Consider the following 21,196-nt stretch of genomic DNA (forward strand, 5'->3'; position numbering starts at 1 on the left):
GTGTTTCGACATATCGTTTCGCGGTACGACGATTGGTGCCGGGACGTTTGGTGGAATGCGGAGGGGAGGGGGATTGTCATGTTGATCACCATACTTGTGGTAGCCGTCATTTCGATCGCTGCCGGGGCTTCCATCCGCGCCTGGGCTTTCGCAATTTTTGCATTTCTCGTGGCAATCGGCTTCGGCAGTGTGGCTTTCGCCGACGGGTCTTCGGTGATTGCGGCAATCCTCTTTGGTGTCGCCATTCTCTCGCTTATGGAAATCGGCTATCTGGCGGGCGTGTTCCTCTCGGGGTTTTTGCGACGCAGTGCCAGGCTGCGGGAAAACAATTCCGCTGCAGATAGTGTCGCGACCACCCGTGAGCGCCCGCAAGGCTAATATCGACATAGAATCCGCCGCATAGCCCTCTGCGGATGGCCTTGCGGGACGGCGTTCGTTGGCCAGGTTGTTTTTACAGGCGATTCTTGAAAGATGCGGTGTGGCCGGCCGGCTTCGGCCCCGTGCCGGCGCGCCAACGGCTTGATGAGATTGCCATGCTACGCCATGGCGGAGCTCCACAGCGGGCGTCATCGTGTTGAGAACATCGGCGCTCTCATCAGAGATGTCGATGTCTCCAGTGGAGTCCGGTTGGCAAGCGATCGGGTCGCGCGGCATGGCGAGGTATTGGTTGCCGCCAGGCAGCCGGCCGCCAGGCCGGCCGTGGTGCTGAACAGCAAACCGAGATCGGTGCCGCTTCCCGATATCGCCGCCGAGGCGACCTGGGCGATGGATGCCATCACCGCCGCGTTTCCGATCGCGTGCATCTCCCGATCGCCTGACCTATGCCGGCCGGAGGCTCTCACAAGGCTGTACAGGAAGGCGGCGAAGAGAAGAGTGCCGGTCAATCCGACATTGGAGAGCAATGCAGCGATGAAACTCGAGGCTCGAACCGTGCCGAGCCCGGCGCCGAAGGTCGCAGTATCGACGAATGCAATCAGTGCCAGCGTGTTCCAGGCAGTGCGCTCTTCGCCGGATTGCGATTGAAGCTTGTCCGACAAGGTGGTGTTCACCAGGCCGGCGATGGAATCCCACGCATCGGGGACAAGGCTGAGCGCGACGATGGCGCAGGGAATCAAGAACAGCGTGATCACCAGGAGTGTCACGTGCGGGGTCGTGGCCGGGCCGCCGATCAGTCGTTTCAAGCAATACAGCACGAACATGCAGACAATGAAGATGCCGGCGATATAGGCGGTTGTCGATGTGCAAAGGACGATCGTCGGGCCGATGAAAAGCGTTGCAAGTCCCGCCATGCGGCTTTTGACGCGCTCCAGCCAAAGCATGAGCGTGAAGGAAAAATAGGCCAATGCGACCGCGCCATAAGTGCTTGCTTCGGGGAACGAACCGACGATGCGTTTGAAGCCACTGATCGTCTCGGCCGTATGCATCGTATAATTCGCATTTCTGATGACATCGAGCAGGTAGGACTGGTCAGTCAGGAACGTTCCGATATCGATCAACGCCAGGGCAAAACATGCGATCGAGGCGACGATCAACTGCAGTGCGATAAAACGGGCATAGCCGAGCCTGGCAAGCCCCGAGATGACGGCAAAGCAGGCGAGGTCGCCGAGCAGATAGACGGACTGGCTGAGATTAGACGAACCCGGCGACAAGGGAGCGGCCACCGTCGACATCATGCCCGTGGCGTCTCGTGCAGAGGAGTAGACCAGGGTCGCGCCTGCAAAAATGCGGGGCAAAAAGAAAGACGATGCCACAGAAAACAGGATGTAGGCGGCAAACCAGAAACCGGGACCCGGATAGGCGAGGCTGGTCAGCATGGCCTGTGTTTGAGCCGGGCGCAGCAGGGCGGCGGCCACGAGAAAAAGCACCAGAAGATGGCTCGGCTGGATGCTGCTGCCGCCGAGCGCGGGCAATTGGAGAGCCGCTGCGGCCCCCAGCAGCGTCGACAGGCAAAGGGTCGCGACCGCAAAACGCGCGCCGTTGACCATGCCGAGCAGGCCGAGCAGCAGAACGATGAAACCGATCGGTTCTATCGACATGCTTCAGATCCCGATCCGGACGGCGAGCGGCGGAGGCATCGGTTTTGCCGAAGACCGGCATCCGCCTTTCGGCGCGATGCTTGAGGCGGAAGCCGCCAGCTGTCGTCGATGCTCACAACCGCCCCCTAATTCGATCCCGTCTGGGATATCCAGCCGGCAGCCGCTTGATTATCGCCTGCCACATTCGACAGCGGGACGGTCGAGCTTTGCTGCTGCGGTGCGGACTGCAGCTGCAGCGGAGGCGACGGCGTCTGAAGGTCGGTGTCGATGCCGATTTCGACGACATCATGCGGCCGCAAGGTGGTCGTCTCGTCCGCCTCGATGTTGCGATAAGTGCCGTCTTCGTTGCGACGCACGATCCTGTAGTTCTTCTGCGCTCTGCCAAGACCCGGCGTTTCCGTATTCATCTGGGCGAGCTGGGCGCTGTAGCCAGCCTGCTCGCCCAGAAGCTGGGCCACCTGGATATCGATCGCCGCCCTGCCGATCGCCAGATTGACCTGGTTCAGCAGTTCCTGGTTTTCGCTGTTCTGCCGGTTGACGATATTGATCTTCGAACGGTCGGCTTCGCTGAGCCCTTGGCGAGCCGTGGTCAGGGCGACTTCGAGATCGATCAGGGTACCTTGCGCATCCGCGACCCCGCGGTCGACCGAGACCTGACGGGAATTGCTGACCAGGCCCTTGCTCACCAGGCTGTTGACATTGTCCAGTTCCTTCTGCGCCAGGTCGATCTGCCGTTTTTGCGAATTGATCTTGGCCTCGAGAGACTGGACCTGCTGGCCGTAGAGACGGCTGAGGTCGCTTGCCGCTTCGATCTGGCTTTCGATATCGACACGTCGCAGCCGCATCAGGTTCAATTCCTGCGCCTTCAGCTTGTCGACATCGGGCGTTCCGGCGAGCTCGGCAGGGATCTCGAAACTCTGTTCGCCGGCAATCTCGGCGCGCAACCGCGCCTGGCGCATCAGAAGATCGCGCCGGTTGAGAATGGCGGTTCGATAGGCGCCGGCGGCCTGGATCCGGTCGCGCTCGAAGACGGTATTTTCCTCGCGCTCCCGAAGGAAGCCGCCAGCGATGCTGACAGCCTTCATGACCGTCATATCGGCCTCAAAAGCATAGCGCCCAGGGGTCTGCACGGTTCCGGTTACGAAGATCGGTGCATGTTGAGCGATCTCCACCGCGATGAACGGTTTTCCCGGCAGTTCGGCCTTTTCGGAGAGCGCAGTGGCGATCGCATCGGAAACCTGTTCCGTCGTCTTGCCGATCGCCTGCACCTGGCCAGCGATCGGGATCGCCAGATTGCCGGTATCATCGACTGTATATGTCCCGCCGAGTGCCTCCCAGCTGGCATACCGGGCATCCGAAGATCGCCATTCGACGACACGCAGTCGCACCTGATCTTCCGGCACGAGGGTATAGTTTTCCGCATGAGCGACGCTCCAGCCGGTCAGGCAGGAAGATACCAGCAAGGCAAGGGCGGCGTAGATGAGGCGATCGGACAAGGATGTGCGCTGCATGTCTGCTATCTCCGTTTCGTTGCGATCGGCGGCGAAGGCATCTCGCGCGGCGAGGGATTGCCGAATTCGAGAATGCGGGACGGAGAGGCGCGACCGACAAGAAGATCGGACAGGGCCAGCAAATTGCCGTTCAAACGTCCCCAACGGTCGATCAAGCGATCATTGAACAATAGGCCGCGCGTATTCGCCAGGATGTTACGGCCGATCTGTGCAACGGCACGGCCCTTCGACATCGTGCCCTTCCGGATCAGGTAGACAGGATTGGCAACCTGCGAATAGCCGAGTCTTCGGCCGGGTTGGCGCCCGGACCTGACGCCGAGATGCACCCCGCGGGCACCTTCGACACGTACCGACCTGCCATAGCGGGCGATGGACCGGCTGAAATCGACATCCTCGAGCCAGCCGTAGAGCGGCAATTGTTCATCAAAGGCCAGCGCGTGCTCGAGAATGGGTGAAAGGCGAACCGCCATGTTGCATCCGTAGGCGTTATAGACATCCGTCACCTGCTCGGCTCCTTCGGCCGCAGTTTCAAGAACCTGCAGGGCGTTTGACATGCTGAGGCCGCCGTCGAGGATGCCATCGGCCAGAACTTCACCGGTGGCGATCGCCACGTCGGGGTTTGCCGCAAAGACAGCCGCCATCCGCGACAGGAAGGTCGCGGCGGGAATGAAGTCGTCATCCAGGAAGATCAGAACATCCGTATCGGCGGCGGCCGCCTGGATGATCCTGTTGCGCTGAGAGGTCAGGCCGCAGCTGCCGACGATGACTTCCACGTCGCGGCGGTCGGCGAGCCCGGCTGCGTCGTCGATCACGGGCACGCAGACGATCAGCCGCTTGGCCTGATCCTGCAGGGCCGTGAGATAATCCACCGTCTCCCGCAGTATCGAGGGGCGGCCGGCCGAAGCGATCCCCACGGCCATTCGCAATGGGCGGCTCGCGTACCCCGCCATGGCTTCAGCGCCGCAAGGAACAGGCGCCGGTCCGATCGCGCTGTCCTGCCTGGTTGCTTCTGCCGAAGGTGAGGTCATGACTCTATTCTTTTCGGTGCATGATTGATGATCGCGCCGAGGATCTCCGCGCCGACATTCCGCAGGGTGTCGATGACGCGCATGGTGTCGTCGATCGAGGTGCGCCCGTGCGACGTGACCACGAGGACACCGTCCAGTTCCGGCGCGATCGCATTGGCATCCGGCGACGCGGAGAATGCGGAAATGTCGACGAATATGGCGTCGAACTCCTTTTTCAGGTCGGCGAAACTCAACTGCGTGCGGCGGGAACTGAGGCGTATGGCTGGCGTCACCGCTTCGACCTTGCCGAGGGGAAGGAATTTCAGCGTCGGGGTGAGGGCCAATGCCGCCGTCTGGATCAGTTCGCCATTTTCGAGAACTTCGACGAGGCCTGTGGAACTATGGGGGGCAATCGATTTGCTGAGCGACGATTTCTGTGCGGCTGCATCGATCAGCAGCGTGTGAGCGCCTGATATCGAGGACAGCGCCGCAAGTTCGCATGCTATGGTCGACGCCCCGCCGCCGGGATTGACGGCGACGATTCCAATGACGACCCGGCGTTTGCGCCGAAGACCGACGACCGTCGCGCTCAGTTCCGCCATGCCTGGTATGACAGGATAGGCGGCTGTGCTGCTGCTGCCAGTACCGGCGGCGAGGAAACGTGCAGGATGACCATTGCGGATCCGCCTCGATGTCGCCAGCAAAGTGACAAAGGGCAGTCCACCGGCTTCCGCGATCTGATGAGGGCGGATGATCCGGCGATCGCCGGCGTGCCTGATCATGGCGAGTGCCAGGCCGACGCCAAGACCAACCGCCGACGCAAAGGCGATGATGAGCGCGCTGCGTGGTCTAGCCTTCGAAAGAGGCAGTGTGGCCTGCGAGACGATCGTGGCATCGGACACCGGGTAGGTGATGCGCTGCCGGGCTTCCGTCAACTGGTTCAAGGTGTTTTCGTAGAGGGTGCGGCGGGCGTCCGTTGCACTCTGCAGCTCCGCTAGCTTGAACTGATCGCGCGGGTTGCTCGTGAAGCTGGCCAGGGCGCTGGCAGCTTCGGCCAGTCCACGCTGCTGCTCGCTTACGAATCTTGCCAGCCATTCGCTGTATTGCCGGGAAGCACTGGCCTTCATCGCGATATTCTTCTGGATATATTGCCTGGCGAGCATATCGGCGATGTCGACGGCCCTCTGAGGGGTCGACGCAGCAGCCGAGATCTCGATGATCGTCGAACTCCCGACCCGGCGTATTCCTATCATGCTCAGCAGCGTAGCGATCGCCCGATCCTGGATCCGCTCGTCCTCGGCCTGCGGCTGTGCTTGGCGCGGCCCTGTGCCTACTGCTTCCTGCGATTCCGTATCCGATTCAGAAGAAATCCCCATCAACCAGTTCTTTGCCCTATCTTGCAGCGAAGGCGCCTGATCGACAAAGTCAGGATCGGTATCGAGACCAAGTGCCCTTACCGTTTCGCCGATGACATCGCTGGATCTGGCGATCTCCAGCTGTCCCTCTATGAATGCGTCTTCGGCGAAAGACCTTTGTGCTTCGGTGCCGCTCACCTGCGGGAAGATCACAAGTTGCGTGCTGGCAACGAAAGTCGGCTCGGCGGTCAGCACATAGATCCCTGCCATTGCGAGGAAAACGAACGTCGTCGCCACAATCCACCGCCAGCGCATCCTGAGAAAGAAGAGCATATCTCGCAAGGTCAGCGGCGAATTTCCGCCAGTGGCTGCGGCAGGCAGAGATATCGGAGAAACACCGCTGAAGATCGTGCTTGAGGTCATGTCGTCCTAATCCAAAATGGCGAGATCACGGAGTAACCAGGGAGTGGCAGCTTGGAGGGGACGGGGGCAGCGTGTCTTCCGATTTCAAGCATGGTCGGCAGCTTCCCCTTGAATGCTCAGTACGAGCCGCGCTGCGAAAACAGAGCGGGAATGGTCTTGGCAATGATGACGAAGTCCCGGCCGAGCGACCAATTGTCGAGATAGTGAACGTCGAGGGAAACCCGGTACTCATAACTGACATCGTTGCGCCCGCTGGTCTGCCAGTGACCGGTCAGGCCCGGACGGACGGCCATGTAGGCCCAAATATGCTCGCCGTAGCGCGGCAATTCCTCGGCCGTGATCGGCCGGGGGCCGACAAGACTCATGTCGCCACGCACGATGTTGATCAGCTGGGGGAGCTCGTCGATGCTGGACCGCCTCAGGATCTCGCCGACGGCTGTGACCCTCGGATCGTCCTTCAGCTTGCGTGTCTCTTCCCATTCGCTTCGCGCAGCCGGGTTGTTTTGCAGCAATTCGGCAAGCTGAGCACTCGCATCGGTCTTCATCGTGCGAAACTTGAGGCACCCGAACGGCGCTCCACCGACGCCGATACGCGTATGGGAATAGAAGACCGGGCCGCGGTCGCTCATCTTCACGATTATTGCGACGATCAACAGAAGCGGGGAAAGCAGGATCAGCGCCGTGATTGCGATGAGAAGGTCTATCGCGCGCTTCGACGATCTGCCTGCCGCACGAGGCCGGGACGAATGGAGATCGCCGCCTTTCGCGGACCGTCCGACACGCGACCAGGCCTCGAAACTATGTGCTTCCCATGTCATCGGTGGTCTCCAAAATATTCCGATTAAGAACCGTTCAAAGTTTGCTGCGCCGCACTCTGGTTGTCTGTTACCAAGGTCATAATCCTTAATAAATTCTTTATGCTACTAACGGGCAATAGAGAATTTGGATTACATCTTGATGGCCTTCTTTTCATTTCAAACGACAATCTAACCTAATTCGGAGCGATTATCTGCTGATACTTATTTATCAGTTTTGATATCATCATTTCGATTATTGCTTTTTTTAATTCAGTAAGCCGTTTTAATAGGCAGTCATATTCGATCACAAGGCGGTTTTTTGGCTTCATTGAGATTTTGAATTCAGTTCATGATGTATATTTTGTTTTGAATCTAAATAGATGCTTTATCTTTACGTCAAATTTCGGTGATGTTGTTTGACTCTCATATTAAGACAATATAAATGATGCAGTGCAGCATTTTCTATGGTTATTCGAGTACTCGGAGTTATGCGCATGGATGGGGCGACACACACATCAGATCGCAGGGCCGGCATCGGCAAGCCGGCGATATCGGCTAACGGCAGCATTCATCTCAACAGCCGCATCGTCATCGACGACGAATTTCTTTCCTGCCGGTCGAGCGTCCGGCGATTCCGGCGCGGCGAAGTCATCGCCGGGGCCGGCGTCCTCGTCGATACCTTCGCGCGCGTCCATTCGGGGGTGGTCAGCGCCAGCACGATGCTGCCCGACGGCAGGGAATTCATCGTCGAGATCATTCCGAAATCCGGCCTCATCGGCGAGCTCGAGGTTCTGCGCAGGCAGACGTTGAGTCTCGAATACCGCGCCGGTTCCAACTGCGAACTGCATTTCTTCGAAGGCCGGCTGCTGCGCGACATGTACGCCAGCGACCCCTGCTTTCGCGAAAAGGTTTTCTCCAGGGCGCTGGCGCGTATTTCAGAGCTTGAACTCCGGATCATTGCCAATGCGGCGTCGAGCCTGCAGTCGAGGCTGGCCAGCACGCTGCTGCGGCTCTCCGCTGTTTATGGAAAAGATGCGGCAAATAGCGGCGACGAACTAATCATCTCGCAAAATGATCTGGCCGCGACGCTGCCGGCGTCCCGTGAGAAGGTTAATCAATGCCTGCGGCGCCTGCGGGAAAGCAAGATCATCGACGGGGGGCAGGGCAAGATCCGCATTCTCAACCGCAAGGCGCTGGAGGCCTGTGCCAATGGCGCGGTTTCGGTGAAGTGATGCGCCCATCGCTTCCCGAGGCTCTCCGATCCGCAGCAAGCGTCGGCCGCTTTCCCGGCCCAGGCACGACAAAGATCGATCGCGTGGTCATCATCGACGACTACTCGGTGGCCAGAGGCGGCGCGACGGCGCTGGCGGTGCTGTCCGCCAAGCTTTTTCGGGGGCTCGACATCCCCGTGACCTATATTTGCGGGGATGACGCCGCCAACGTGGAGCTTGTCGCGCTCGGGGTTTCGATGGTCGGTCTGAACAGCCGCGACCTGCTCAGCGCCGAGCGTGCGAAGGCTTTCGTGACCGGCATTCACAATGGCGCCGCCGTCCGTATGGTCGCGAACTGGATTGCCGCAAACGACACCGGCAATACCGTCTACCATGTCCATGGCTGGCACCAGATCCTGTCTCCGGCGATTTTCAGAGCACTGGCGCCGGTCGCCGGACGATGCGTGGTTCACGCGCATGATTTCTTTACCGCCTGCCCCAACGGCGCCTTCTTCGACTATCAGGCGCAGGAGATCTGCCTTCGGCGCCCGCTCGGCGGAAGCTGCATTGCGACGGCTTGCGACAAGAGAAGTTATTCGCACAAATTGTGGCGGGTCGCCCGCGGCTCCAATATCCTGCGGCTGCTGAAGGATCAGGCCGATTTCGGCCGGATCATCCTGCTGCACGAGAAGATGGCTGGCTTTCTCGTCGGCGCCGGATATCGGCCCGAACGCCTGACGACGATCCGCAATCCCGTCGCTCCGCTATCCATCAAACGCATCGAGGCGGAGGCCAACGACGAGTTCGTCTTCATCGGGAGGCTGGATGAGGAGAAGGGCATAGAAGACGCCGTGGCCGCCACGCGCAAAGCCGGCGTCCGGCTCTGCGTGATCGGGGACGGGCCGCTGATGCCGCTGGTCGCAGCTTCGGGAGATGACGTCAGGGCCGTCGGCTGGCAGTCGCATGCGGAGATCGGCCCGATCATCCGCAAGGCGCGCGCACTGTTGATGCCGTCGCGCTATCCCGAGCCGTTCGGTCTCGTCGCTATCGAAGCGGCCAGGAGCGGTCTGCCGGTCATCATGTCGCGCAGCGCCTTTCTCGCCGAGGAAATGCAAAGAGCCGGCATGGCGCTTGCCTGCGATACGGCTGACGAAAGCGCCTTTGCCGATACTTTGACGAGATTCAGCCAAATGCCGAGAGATGAGGTCCGCGCCATGAGCGAGCGGGCTTTCCGGCTGTCGCCGGATCTCGCCTCGACACACGAGGAATGGCGCGACGCGCTTCTTGCCGAATACCAGAGCCTGATTTCGACGAATGCGGTTCCCGAGCTGACAGACGGTGTGGTGATACAAGGAGTATTGAGTTGACTCTTAAAGCAACAACCTCTCTTCCCGACGCGAGGGCATTTCTCGGCGATGCGCCTGTCATGGCGAAAAGACGTGTCGCCGAAGCCGGAGGCGCGAGCGACACAAAGCAGCTTCGTGTCGCCATCGTGCATTATTGGCTCGTTTCGATGCGCGGCGGCGAGAAAGTCGTCGAAGAGCTGTGCCGCATGTTTCCGCAGGCCGACATCTTCACCCTCGTCTGCAACCGGGATCGCATCAGCGATTTTCTGAAGACGCGGAACATCCGCACGTCCTTCCTGCAGAAGATCCCCGGCGCGCAACGGCATTATACCAAGATGCTGCCGCTGATGCCCTTCGCGCTCGAGCAGTTCGATCTGCAGGACTACGATCTCGTGCTGTCGAGTGAATCCGGACCCGCCAAGGGCATCATCACGCGCGCCGACGCGCTGCATGTCTGTTACTGCCACTCGCCGATGCGCTACATCTGGGATCAGTTCCATGTCTACCGTCATGGCCTGCCCTGGGTTGGGCGCGCCTTGATGTCGATCACCGCGCCCATGTTGCGCGCCTGGGACGTGACGACGTCCTCGCGAGTCGATGTGTTCGTCGCCAATTCCGATTATGTCGCAAGCCGCATCCGCCGTTTCTACGACCGGGAATCCATCGTCATCCATCCGCCCGTTGCGACGGACGATTTTGCGGTCGGGAAAGGAAAAGGTGAATTCTATCTCTATGCGGGGCAGCTGACCACTTACAAGCGGCCGGATATTGCCGTTCGCGCCTGCACCGAGGCCGGGCGGAAGCTGGTCGTGATCGGCGAGGGAGAACAATTGGCTTATCTGAAGTCGATCGCCGGACCGACCGTTGAGTTCCTCGGCCATCAGCCCTTCAACGTTCTGCGCGACCACCTGTCGCGATGCCGCGCCCTGTTGTTTCCGGGCACGGAGGATTTCGGCATCCTTCCGGTGGAAGCCATGGCATCGGGGCGGCCGGTCCTGGCTTTCGACGCCGGCGGCGCCAGAGAAACCGTTTCCTCGCCGCAGGTCGGTTTTCGCTTCGGGCAGCAGACCACGGAAGCTCTGTTGGAAACGATGGCGGCGTTCGAAGAGGTGGAGGACGATATCGATCCGCATGCCATCCGCGCGCACTCGCTGAAATTCTCTTCCGCCGTGTTCCGCGACCGTCTGTCCAGCCTGATCGAACAACAACTGTCCACCCATGGCGACCGATCCGCCGAGGTCTTCAGAAGACGGCCGGGCTGACGGGAAAGGGCGGAGCTGCCTGTCTTGCCGCTGCGACCGAAACCGTCTCAATCCGTCGACGAGGAATAGAAGATAGATCATGTCAAGCGTATCTCAGAAGACGGCGACGGCGAGTATCTGGACCATCGGCGGAAAATTCCTGGCGCGACTGCTCGATTTCGTCAGCCTCCTGATCCTCGCACGGCTTTTGAGCCCAGCGGATTTCGGCCTTGTCGCCATCGCGACCTCGGTTCTGGTCATCGTCGAGACAATCCTGGACCTGCCGCTGACGCAGGCCCTGATGCGCCAGCCGTCGCCTTCGGACGATATGTTTGCCACGGCCCTTACCCTCAGCCTGCTTCGAGGCGTGGCCATCAGCATACTGATGATGATCATTTCCTGGCCGATGGCTTTGATCTATGACGATTCCCGGCTTTTCTCGCTTGTCGCCGTGCTCTCGATTGCGCCTGCGATGCGCAGTGTGATCAGCCCACGCATGGTTCTGTTCATGCAGCGGTTCGATTTCAAACGCGAGTTCGCACTCGATCTCATCACCAAGGGTTCCACACTGCTGTTCGGTGTCGGGGTGGCGGTCGCGACCGGCAGCTATTGGGGACTGGCGATCGGCGCGGTTGCAGGCCCGACCGCTGCGGCGATCACCTCCTATGTCTTTGCACCGATGCGACCGAGATTCAGCCTTTCCGAGTGGAAGCACTTTCAGGACATGATCAGCTGGAACACCGTCTCGCAGGTGCTGAGTTCGATCAACTGGCAACTGGACCGGCTGCTTTTGCCACGCTTTACCGGCTTGTCGACGTTCGGCGCCTTCAGCGTCGCCGACAATATTGCCGGTATTCCATACCAGACCTTCGTCGGGCCATTGTTGCGCCCGCTGATGGCGGCATTCTCGACCGTCGATGACCGTCGTAATCTGATCACTGCCTATCTGAAGGCGACGAACGCGATCACCTTCGTGGCCGCGCCCATCCTCATCACGCTCGCGCTTCTTGCCGAGCCGGCCGTACGGATCATCGTTGGCGAGAAATGGGCATCCGCCGCGCCGATTCTGCAATGGCTGTGCATCGTCAGTCTGCTCGGTCTTCCGACGAATATGATGCCGCCGTTGGCCATGGTCCTGAACAAAACCCGTTATCTCGCTCTCCGGATGTTTGCCGAGTTTGCCGTCAGGGTTCCGGTCACCGTCTTGGGCATTGTCTATTTTCAGGTGGGAGGAGCATTGGGCGCGCGGATCGTGGCGGTGCTTGTCGCCTATGCCGCATCGCTCATCATCACGCGGCGGCTGATCGGCGCGACGTTTGCCGCTCAGTTGCACGCCTTTTTACGGCCTCTGGCCGCGAGCTTGCCGATGATCGCTTTCCTGCTGTGGATGGCGCCGATGCTCGCCGTCATGCCTGTCGGCCTCAACCTTGTCGTCAGCCTGGCGCTTTGCGGCGGAGCGGCAGTCACGATCTTCTGGGCCTTTGCGCTGCTGCTATGGCAGATTCTGGGAAGGCCCGACGGCATCGAGACCATCGTCGTCCAAAGGCTCATGCCGCGACGAAACGGGGTTCTCACCTTTTGATCGAGACAAGTGTAGTCCAACGATTGGTTTGGCGTTTTCGGAGGAGCAGGATGCGTTACGGGATATCTTCTAAGGCTCTGGGTTTGCTCATCGTTCTCGGTCTGGGGGCGTTGCCCGGCCAGCCCAGCGTGGCTCAGCAACCACTCAATATCAATGCGTACCAGCTAACGTTCGAGGAGAGCTTCGATAGTCTGGACGTCTCGGCCTGGGGGGAGAGAAGCTCCCGCTGGATCGCGCATACACCCTGGAACGGCGATTTCGGTGACGCCCGGTTCACAGATCCGGCGCCGGGCTTTCCGTTTACCACCGATCAGGGAGTTCTGAAGATCGAAGCGCGCAAGGAGGCCGATGGAACCTGGCGCTCGGGCCTGTTGTCGTCGGTGAACCCGAAAGGCGAAGGATTCTCGCAGCAATTTGGTTACTTCGAAGCACGGATGAAGCTGCCGCCGGGCAAGGGTGTCTGGCCGGCCTTCTGGCTCATCGGGCTTGACCGGTCGAAATACACCGCCGAGATCGACGTCCTGGAATATTATGGACGCGCGCCCTACGAATTCAGCATGGGCTTTCATATCTGGCGTCAGAGCCAGGGCGGCCAGAACACGACCGGCGGCCATTGGCAAACCGTCCAGGACGGAATTTTGAACAGCGAATACCACACCTACGGCGTCGATATCCAAGCTGACAAGACGAGCTTCTACCTCGACCGTCAGTTCATCTGGAGCTTCGATACGCCGAAGGAGTTCCACATGCCGTTCTATCCGCTGGTGAACCTGGCACTCGGCTCGGGTTGGCCGATCGATGAAACGCCGAATCCTTCCATCCTGCTCGTCGACTATATTCACGTCTACCAGCGGAAGCCGACTGACGCAGCGAATTGAACAACTGACGGGATAACCGTTCGGTCGCTAAAGCGCGTCGCGATCTTTCAGATTCGCTCCTCGCGCTTTAGGTCCTTGTTTTTACGCATGTCGTTGTCGCAAAACCGCTGCACACTTTTGCGCGACATGCTCTAGCGGCCGCAGCTGAGACCTGTTTCCGGGTCGAAGAGATGCATTGCCTCCTCGTCGAAAAAGAGAGTGAGCTTTTCGTTGTCGCGGATCGGCGTGCGTGGCGGCAGACAGGCCATCAGGCGCTGATTTCCGGCAAGGGCGGTGACGACGAGTTCCGGGCCGGTCAGCTCTGCGACCTCAAGGGTTGCCTCGATCGACGGGCCGGCGCCGTCCGTGCGAAGCGCCTCGGGACGGATGCCGAGGATAAGGTCGCAGCCATTGCCGGCCGCTTCGCGGAAACGGGCGGGCAGGGGCAGGATCGCATCCGAGCCTGAAAGCGCCAGGCGACCGTCGCGCGCCGTCGCCTTCAGCAGGTTCATCGGCGGCGCGCCGACGAAGGTCGCGACATAGAGCGTTGCCGGATGGTTGTAGATCTCCTCCGGCGGGCCCAGCTGCTCGATGCGGCCGTCGCGCATGACGGCGATGCGGCTTGCAAGCGTCATCGCCTCGATCTGGTCATGGGTGACATAGACGACTGTCGTCTTCAGCATCTGGTGCAGCCGCTTGATCTCGGTGCGCATCTCCATGCGCAGCTTGGCATCAAGGTTGGAGAGCGGCTCGTCGAAGAGGAATACCTCCGGCTTGCGCACCAGCGCACGGCCGATCGCGACGCGCTGGCGCTGGCCGCCGGAAAGCTGGCTCGGCTTGCGGTCGAGGAGGCTTTCGATCTGCAGGAGCTTTGCGGCATCATGCACGGCCCTGTCGCGCTCCGGCGCCGGCACCTTGCGCATTTCCAGGCCGAAGCCGATGTTCCGGTGCACCGTCAGATTGGGATAGAGCGCGTAGGATTGAAAGACCATGGCGATATCGCGGTCCTTCGGATGCACGCTAAGCACCGAGCGGCCGCCGATCCTGACATCGCCGCTCGTTGCCTCGGCAAGGCCGGCGATGATGTTCAGCAGGGTGGACTTGCCGCAGCCGGAGGAACCGAGCAGCACCAGGAACTCGCCGCTTTCCAATGAGACGTCGATGCCTTTCAGCGTCTCGACGTCGCCATAGGTCTTGCGGATGTTCTGAATTTCGAGCGCGCTCATCGCACAGGCTCCTCAGGAGATGACGGGCCGCCGTAGTTGCGGGGAAGGGTGGAGATGGCGCGCGAGGCGACTGCGGTTCCCGCCTCCAGGCAGGACATCAGCGGCTCATCGCTTGCGAGTGCGGCGAGGAAAGCGGCGTTGAAGACATCGCCGGCGCCGATCGTATCGACGACCTCGACAACGGGTGCCGCCACCGAAACCAACAGGCCGTCCGGCCCGATCGCGAGAGCGCCGTCCGGGCCGCGCTTGACGACGATGATTGCACCCTCCGGCATATGCGACCTGATGTGACGGGCCGCCTCGATCGGATCGGCGATGCCGGCAAGCGTCGTCGATTCGACCTCGTTCAGCAGCGCGATACCGCTGCGGGAGAGCCAGGCACGTGTCGCCGCGCAATTCTCGTCTGTCCAGCCGTCGAGCGGCCAGCCGGTATCAAGCGCGACGGTGATGCCATGGCTGTCGGCCCAGTCGAAGAAGGCGCCATAATCTGCTGTCAGGTCGTCGGTCAGGAACGAGCCGCAGAGAAGGGCGTAGCCGCCCTGCAGCCTTGCACCCTCGATGACCGCGAAGACATCTGCCAGGCTGAAGCGCGGCAGGTGGCCTTTTGTGGTGAAGAAGGTGCGCTCGCCGTCCGGATGGGTGATGCCGACGGAGAGCGTCGTTTTCTCCGGACGTACCGGCCACTTGTCGGAACGGTGGCCGAAGGCTTCGCTCAGCCAGCGGCCGAACTGGTCGCTGCCGATATTGGCGGCGATCTCGAATTCGACGCCGAGTGCCTGCCAGGCGAGCGCGCTGTTGCCGGCGGCTCCGCCGACCCGCAACTCGTCATGATCGACGATGATTTCCGTCCCTGCCTTCGGCCAGGGGGCGGCCGGTCCAAGGATCAGGTCGATGTTGACGTTGCCGATGACTGCAAGCGGCTGCATTCATTCGCTCCGGGTGATCTTGGTGGAGCGGACCGGCGTTCCGGCATTCACCACGCGGGCATCGGCAAAGGCGATCATCAGCCGCTGGGCGACCGGCAGCATGGCGAAGATCGCGGCAAGACCGGTTGCAGGCGCAAAGCGGATCGTCACCGCGCCGGCGACCGGCGCTTCGCGCGAGGCGTCGAACAGGATGACCGGGGCGCCGGTCTCGACGGCGGATGTCGCCATCGCCGTTACCAGGCCGGCCGTCTCGTCCAAGCCGCGGAAGAGCACGACGCCGATCTCCGATCCCAGCATCTCCATCGGTCCGTGGCGCAGCTGGCCGCCTTCAAGCGAGAAGCAGGGACGGCGCGACAGCTCGGTCAATCCGAGCGCGAGCGCCTCGGCAACACCCTGCAGCCGGCGGCCTGAGGTGACGACGGTCGCGACGTTTTCGAGTGCCGAGAGGGCGGCGGTGATGTCACGGTCTTCCGGTGCCTTGAGGGCGGCAAGTGCGGCGTCGGGATTTTCGCCGAGGCCGGCGAGGATAGCCAGATGCAGGGCGAAGGTCACCGTCAGGCTGCGGGTCGCGGCGAAGGCTAGCTCGGTGCCGCCGGCGCCGACCAGCGACGGGGCGGTTCTTGCCAGGAAGGAGCCGCCTTCGAGCGTCAGGCCGAAGGTCTCTTCCGTGCCGCCGGTCTCGTCGAACCAGCGCACGACCTCGGCGCTTTCGCCGGATTGCGAGGTGACGAAGATCGTTCTGCCGGCGATCGGCAGCGGCTGGCCAAGCTGCTCGGACAGCGGCAGGGCGACGGCATCGATGCCGAGGGCCCGGTAGAGCGGCTCGACGGCGCGGTTGACGGCATGCGAGCCGCCCATGCCGATGAGCAGCAGCTTGCCGGTCTTTTTCAGCGAGGCGGCAGCCCTTGCCGCCATTGGCTGGGCCGCTTCATAGGAGGCGATCGCATCGGCATGCTGGCGTGCCATTTCGCGATCGATCGCGGCAAGCCCGGCCGGCCGGGTTCTTTCTGCTGTCATGATCATCCCTTGACGCCGCCGCTGGTGAGCCCCGAAATCAGGGCGCGTTGCATGACAAGACCGATCAGCACCGGGGGCAGGGCGGCGAGCACGCCTGCCGTCGCAATCAGTCCGTAATCGGAAACGCGGCCGCCGGCGAGATCGGCAATGGCGACGGTCAGCGTCTTGGCGCGCTGGTCCGAGGTGAAGAGCAGCGCATAGAAGAATTCATCCCAGGCAAGCAGGAAGGCAAAGAGGCTTGACGTCGCGACCACGGGGGCTGCCAGCGGCAGCGTGATGATCCGCAGCGTCTGGAACAGGCCGGCACCGTCGATCATCGCGGCGGATTCGATCTCGCGCGGGATGGAATCGAAACCCGATTTCATCAGCCAGGTGGTGAAAGGCGCAAGGATGGTGAGATAGACGAGGGCGAGGCCGAAGACGTTGTTCAGCAATCCTAGATAGGAGAGGCCCATATAGAGCGGCACGGCAAGCGCCACCGGCGGCAGCATGTAGGTGGCGATCACCATCGACAGCGACCAGCCGACCGAAGGCGTGCGCGACACAGCCCAGCCGGCCGGAATGGCGAGTGCAATGGCGGCGATCGTCGCCATGCCCGCCACTTCGATGCTGTTTCGCAGCGACGAGGTGAAGGCGTCGCCGGCGCTGTTTTCGAGCGTCGAGAGCAGCACGCCGTAGCGAGAGAAATCCGCCGTCTGCGGCCACCAGCGCAGCGGCTTTGCCGCAAGGTCGGCGGCCGGCGAGATGCTCATGATGAACAACCACAGGATCGGCGCCAGGATGACGGCGGCAAGCAGCAATGCGCAGAGGTGGATGAAGGCGGAAAAGAGCGGGCTCTGGCGTTCCATCAGGCCGCACTCCCCGCCGTCTTGCGCACCAGAGCGGCGTAGCCGGCAGCAAGCAGCGTTACCAGCAGCGTGACGATCAATGCCAGCGAGGCGCCGGAGCCTGCCCGCTGGAAGGAGAAAGCTTCCTGATAGACCAGGATCGACAGTGTGCGCGTGCTGTTGGCCGGGCCGCCGCGGGTCATGACCCAGATGATGTCGAACACCTTGAAGGCCTCGATCGTGCGCAGCACCAGCGCCACCATCAGCGGACCGGCGAGATAGGGCAGAATGACGAAGCGGAAGCGGGCGAAAGCGCCGGCGCCGTCGACCAGCGAGGCGGCGGTGATGTCGCGCGGCACGGCCTGGAGTGCTGCGAGCGCAATCAGCGCCACCAGGGGGAAATTCTTCCAGCAGTCGGCGACGATGAGGGCCGCCAGCGCGGTGCCCGGTTCGCCGAGCCAGGAGCGGTAGGCCTCCAACAGGCCGAGTTGGGTCAGCGCGGCGTTCAGTGCGCCGTATTCCGGATTGTAAATCAGCCGCCAGAGCGTGGCGTTGACGACGGTCGGCAGCGCCCAGGGCAGGATCATCAGGGCGCGAAGCGCAGTGCGGCCGTGAAACTGCTGGTTCAGCAGCAGGGCGGCAAGCACGCCGATCACCATTTCGGCGGCGACCGAGACGATCGCGAACCATGCAGTGGTAATCAGCGTGCGCTGGAAATTCGAGCCTGAGATCATCTTCGCGTAATTGTCGATGCCGACGAAGTTTCCTTCCGTGCCGACGAGCTTGGCATCGGTGAAGGAGAGGCCGACGGTATCGATCAGAGGCCAGCCGATGACTGATATCATGACCACGAGAAGCGGCAGCATCAAAAGCCACGCGCGGGTTGTCAGCCAAGTGCCCGACATCAAGGCGACCCTTCTTCATTACAGGTTTTGGAGACCGGGCGACGGCAGGCGCCGCCCGGGTTTTCATGGCTCAATCAGAGGCCGCTATTGTCTGCGGCCGACTTCAGCGCGTCCTCGGGAGAGGACTGGCCGAGCAGCGATTCCTGGATCGCCTGCTGCAGCGCGGTCGAGAGCTCCTGATATTTCGGCGTCGTCGGACGCGGATACATCGCGGCCAGGCCGATCTTGGCGGCGGAGATCAGCTCTTCCTGGCCCTTGGTGACGGCTGGGTCCTCATAGGAGGACGCCCAGATCGGCAGGCTGAGCTTGGCATAGGCATTCTGCGTCGCCTGCGAGGTCATGAAGGTGATGTATTTCCAGGCCTCATCAGGATGCTTGCTGGCCGAGGTGATGCCGAGGCCCATCGAACCGTTGACGGCCGAAGCCTCACTCTTACCGGCAACACCCGGCGCCGGCACGACGCCGACCTTGCCCGCGACCTTGCTGTCTTTCGGATCGTTGGCCATGTTGTACATGTAGGTCCAGTTCAGCGCGAAGGCGGCATCGCCGTTTTCGAAGACCTTGCGGACGTCCTCTTCCAGGAATTCCTTGGAATTCGGATTGGTCAGGCCGGAGGAATAGCTGGAGACCATGTACTTCAGGGCATCGAGGCCGCCGCCGGTCTGGAAGGCCGGCTTGCCATCCTTCAGGAAATCGCCGCCATAGGCGCTGACGAGCGTGGTGTAGTCGCAGATCGCGGCTTCGGCCTGTGACCAGCTCCAGGCGATCGGCGTGGCAAGCAAGCCCTTGTCCTTGATCGTCTTTGCCTGTTCGGTCAGTTCGTCCCAGGTCTTGGGCGGAGCCTTGATGCCGGCCTTTTCGAGGATTTCCTTGTTGTAGAACAGATATTTGGTGTCGAGGATCCACGGCATGCCGTAATATTTGCCGTCATATTGCACGGTGGTCCAGGCACCCGGCAGCACGCCCTTCTTCATGTCGTCGGTGACGCGAGAGGAGACATCGACCAGCACCTTGTTGGTGGCGTATTCGGCCGGCCAGATGACGTCGAAGAGGACGACGTCGTAGCCGCCGCCGGAACCTTGCGCCAGCACCGTCTTGTCGTGCAGGCCTTCATAGGGGACGAATTCGAGATTGACCTTGATGTCGGGGTTCGCCTTGGCGAAGGCGTCGGTCATGGCGCGCACGTCGGCCTCGCTATAGGCGGCCTGCGCCATGAAAAGCGCGTTCAGCGTCGTTTCGGCGAAAGCGTGCGGCGCAAGGGATGCGCCGATCAAGGCCGCACCCAGAAGCGTCTTGTTAAAGGATTTCAGCATTGCAGCCTCCAGTTTTTGACATTTACGCATTGCCGAGGGCGGTCCTCCGCCATCGGTGTTCGAGAAGGCACGCGCGAAAACGTGCCGGTTCGTCGTCTCGGAGCGTCGTCGGAGCGCCTTGCGGGCTCCTGCGTTCCCTGGAACTCTCCGGTTCCTCATTAAGTCAAGTGTCTTGACTTATTACTTCTTCAACATTCTATTGGAGTCAAGAGGGAATTGCACATGAATGACAGCCGCCCGATCCGGGCCAAAAGCGGCACCAATCACGAAGGCACTAGCGCGCATAACCGGCGTGTGATGATCGATGCCCTGAGGATCAACGGTGCGCTTTCACGCGCCGATCTGGCACGGGCGACGCGGCTGACCAAACAGACGGTGTCCAATATCATCGAAGAGCTCGAGCGCGACGGTCTCGTCAGTTCGCAGGAGGCGGTGAGGAGGGGCAGGGGCCAGCCGTCGACACCCTACGGCCTGGTGCCCGAAGGCGCCTTTGCGATCGGCTTGCAGATCGACCGACATGTGACGCGAGCGGTCGCCGTCAATCTCGTCGGTAGCGTTCTCGTGCGTGATGAGGCAGGCCTCCCACCAGGCGGTCCGTCGAACGGGACGAAGGTCGTCCTCGATCTCGTTGCCGGTGTGCGGTCAAAGCTTGCAGGGATCGTCCAGCAGTCGGAAAAACGGCTTGTCGGTCTCGGCGCCGCCATGCCAGGGCCCTTCGGGGTCGCCGGCAGCGGCGACGATCCGTGGATGATGGAGGCCTGGCAGAAATTTCCGTTGTTGGAAACGCTGACCGCCGGCACCGGGCTCGATGTCGGCCTGCAGAACGATGCGGCGGCGGCGGCGACCGCCGAGCGCATGGTGGGAGCCGCCCATGGCCTCGATCATGCCGTCTGCCTCTTCGTCGGTTATGGCATTGGCGCCGGCCTCATTCTGAACGGCGAGCTTTACCGCGGCACCAACGGTAATGCCGGCGAGATCGGCATGGCGCTGTTATTTGCCGACGGCAAATCGACGCCGCTCGAACATCGAGCTTCGCTCGCCTCGCTTTATCAGCATCTATCGGTCGATCCCGCCGATCCTCATCTGCACGCACATATCAACGATCTTGCCTTGAGAGGCGATCAAAGCATCCACGCCTGGGTCGAAGCAGCGGCAGTGGACCTGCGCTGGAGCATCCATCTCATCGAGACACTGTTCGATCCACAGACGGTGATCCTCTGCGGCAGCGCGCCGGAAGCGCTGGTGAACAAGTTGATTGCGGCAATCGGGCCGTTGCTGCCCTCGATCGCCGAACGTCGTGGCCGGACGCTGCCGCGCCTGCAGCCCGGCATGGCCGATCCCTGGTCGGTGGCGCTTGGCGCTGCCGCCGGACCGATCAGCCGTGCATTCGATCCGCGTTTTGCGGCGATCCTCAAGGATTCCCTTCAATCCTGAGGCCTAAACCCTGAGGTTGCACACCAGTGCAATGGCGAAAATGCCAGCGTTTTTACAAGTTTCGTTGCGGCGGAGTAGCCGAATAAAGGCACTCTGTTGCAATATAAATAAATATTAAATATCCCCTAAAATTCCATTGTTTCGAATATAGCTGTAATTTTTTGGCAATATGCTGAAGCAAG

The 21,196-nt window shown here is 61.3% G+C and carries 18 protein-coding genes; 7 read left to right on the top strand and 11 right to left on the bottom strand.

The features are described from left to right. The first annotated feature begins 78 nt into the window (after nt 1-78). On the top strand, nt 79-378 hold the full coding sequence (locus tag C3Y91_RS08935; RefSeq protein WP_168575259.1) for a hypothetical protein: 300 nt from the start codon (nt 79-81) through the stop codon (nt 376-378). Between the two features lie 188 nt (nt 379-566). On the opposite strand, the gene C3Y91_RS08940 is transcribed toward C3Y91_RS08935, so the two are convergent. From C3Y91_RS08940 to C3Y91_RS08960, 5 genes are all read right to left on the bottom strand, one after another. After that, on the bottom strand, nt 567-2,036 hold the full coding sequence (locus tag C3Y91_RS08940; protein ID WP_168575260.1) for a hypothetical protein: 1,470 nt from the start codon (nt 2,034-2,036) through the stop codon (nt 567-569). A 125-nt stretch (nt 2,037-2,161) separates the two neighbouring features. Further along, nucleotides 2,162-3,547, bottom strand: coding sequence for a polysaccharide biosynthesis/export family protein (locus C3Y91_RS08945; RefSeq protein WP_168575261.1), 1,386 nt, complete (start codon nt 3,545-3,547; stop codon nt 2,162-2,164). A 5-nt stretch (nt 3,548-3,552) separates the two neighbouring features. Further along, nucleotides 3,553-4,575 (bottom strand): glycosyltransferase family 2 protein, encoded by a 1,023-nt coding sequence (locus C3Y91_RS08950; protein WP_174826987.1) that lies wholly within the window; start codon nt 4,573-4,575, stop codon nt 3,553-3,555. Beyond that, a complete protein-coding gene (locus C3Y91_RS08955) occupies nt 4,572-6,332 on the bottom strand; it encodes a GumC family protein (protein WP_130763745.1) in 1,761 nt (586 codons plus the stop codon). Before C3Y91_RS08955 ends, C3Y91_RS08950 begins: the two co-directional genes overlap by 4 nt. 116 nt (nt 6,333-6,448) lie before the next feature. Then, nucleotides 6,449-7,150 (bottom strand): sugar transferase, encoded by a 702-nt coding sequence (locus C3Y91_RS08960; protein ID WP_018073648.1) that lies wholly within the window; start codon nt 7,148-7,150, stop codon nt 6,449-6,451. 473 nt (nt 7,151-7,623) lie between these two features. Between C3Y91_RS08960 and C3Y91_RS08965 the strand changes: the two genes are divergently transcribed. The 5 genes from C3Y91_RS08965 to C3Y91_RS08985 all read left to right on the top strand — a co-directional run bounded on the left by C3Y91_RS08965 (nt 7,624) and on the right by C3Y91_RS08985 (nt 13,387). Beyond that, nucleotides 7,624-8,361, top strand: a complete 738-nt coding sequence (locus C3Y91_RS08965) for a Crp/Fnr family transcriptional regulator (protein WP_026171024.1) — start codon at nt 7,624-7,626, stop codon at nt 8,359-8,361. Continuing rightward, the gene (locus tag C3Y91_RS08970) at nt 8,361-9,707 is read left to right on the top strand and encodes a glycosyltransferase family 4 protein (RefSeq protein ID WP_164567792.1); all 1,347 of its coding nucleotides are present in this window, start codon (nt 8,361-8,363) and stop codon (nt 9,705-9,707) included. Before C3Y91_RS08965 ends, C3Y91_RS08970 begins: the two co-directional genes overlap by 1 nt. Beyond that, on the top strand, nt 9,704-10,948 hold the full coding sequence (locus C3Y91_RS08975; RefSeq protein WP_018073651.1) for a glycosyltransferase family 4 protein: 1,245 nt from the start codon (nt 9,704-9,706) through the stop codon (nt 10,946-10,948). The genes C3Y91_RS08970 and C3Y91_RS08975 overlap by 4 nt, the downstream gene beginning before the upstream one ends. A gap of 79 nt (nt 10,949-11,027) precedes the next feature. Further along, nucleotides 11,028-12,509: a lipopolysaccharide biosynthesis protein gene (locus tag C3Y91_RS08980; RefSeq protein ID WP_168575262.1), complete on the top strand. Its 1,482-nt coding sequence runs from the start codon at nt 11,028-11,030 to the stop codon at nt 12,507-12,509. 50 nt (nt 12,510-12,559) lie between these two features. Then, nucleotides 12,560-13,387 (top strand): glycoside hydrolase family 16 protein, encoded by an 828-nt coding sequence (locus C3Y91_RS08985; protein ID WP_026171025.1) that lies wholly within the window; start codon nt 12,560-12,562, stop codon nt 13,385-13,387. A gap of 131 nt (nt 13,388-13,518) precedes the next feature. On the opposite strand, the gene C3Y91_RS08990 is transcribed toward C3Y91_RS08985, so the two are convergent. The 6 genes from C3Y91_RS08990 to C3Y91_RS09015 form a co-directional block, all read right to left on the bottom strand. Beyond that, nucleotides 13,519-14,592, bottom strand: coding sequence for an ABC transporter ATP-binding protein (locus C3Y91_RS08990; RefSeq protein ID WP_018073654.1), 1,074 nt, complete (start codon nt 14,590-14,592; stop codon nt 13,519-13,521). Beyond that, nucleotides 14,589-15,518, bottom strand: a complete 930-nt coding sequence (locus tag C3Y91_RS08995; protein ID WP_018073655.1) for a PfkB family carbohydrate kinase — start codon at nt 15,516-15,518, stop codon at nt 14,589-14,591. Before C3Y91_RS08995 ends, C3Y91_RS08990 begins: the two co-directional genes overlap by 4 nt. Then, nucleotides 15,519-16,541 (bottom strand): SIS domain-containing protein, encoded by a 1,023-nt coding sequence (locus C3Y91_RS09000; RefSeq protein WP_018073656.1) that lies wholly within the window; start codon nt 16,539-16,541, stop codon nt 15,519-15,521. Further along, complete coding sequence (locus tag C3Y91_RS09005; RefSeq protein ID WP_018073657.1) at nt 16,538-17,383, bottom strand: carbohydrate ABC transporter permease; 846 nt, start codon at nt 17,381-17,383, stop codon at nt 16,538-16,540. The genes C3Y91_RS09000 and C3Y91_RS09005 overlap by 4 nt, the downstream gene beginning before the upstream one ends. Next, nucleotides 17,383-18,267, bottom strand: coding sequence for a carbohydrate ABC transporter permease (locus C3Y91_RS09010; protein WP_075225452.1), 885 nt, complete (start codon nt 18,265-18,267; stop codon nt 17,383-17,385). Before C3Y91_RS09010 ends, C3Y91_RS09005 begins: the two co-directional genes overlap by 1 nt. A 74-nt stretch (nt 18,268-18,341) precedes the next feature. Further along, nucleotides 18,342-19,580 carry an extracellular solute-binding protein gene (locus C3Y91_RS09015; protein ID WP_018073659.1) on the bottom strand — a complete coding sequence of 413 codons (1,239 nt, stop codon included), beginning with the start codon at nt 19,578-19,580 and terminating at the stop codon, nt 18,342-18,344. 222 nt (nt 19,581-19,802) lie between these two features. Here C3Y91_RS09015 and C3Y91_RS09020 point away from each other — a divergent pair, with 222 nt between their 5' ends. Then, nucleotides 19,803-21,014 carry an ROK family transcriptional regulator gene (locus C3Y91_RS09020; RefSeq protein ID WP_018073660.1) on the top strand — a complete coding sequence of 404 codons (1,212 nt, stop codon included), beginning with the start codon at nt 19,803-19,805 and terminating at the stop codon, nt 21,012-21,014. Nucleotides 21,015-21,196 lie beyond the last annotated feature (182 nt).

This window comes from Rhizobium ruizarguesonis, assembly GCF_012349115.1.
GTDB classification, from domain to species: Bacteria; Pseudomonadota; Alphaproteobacteria; order Rhizobiales; family Rhizobiaceae; genus Rhizobium; species Rhizobium ruizarguesonis.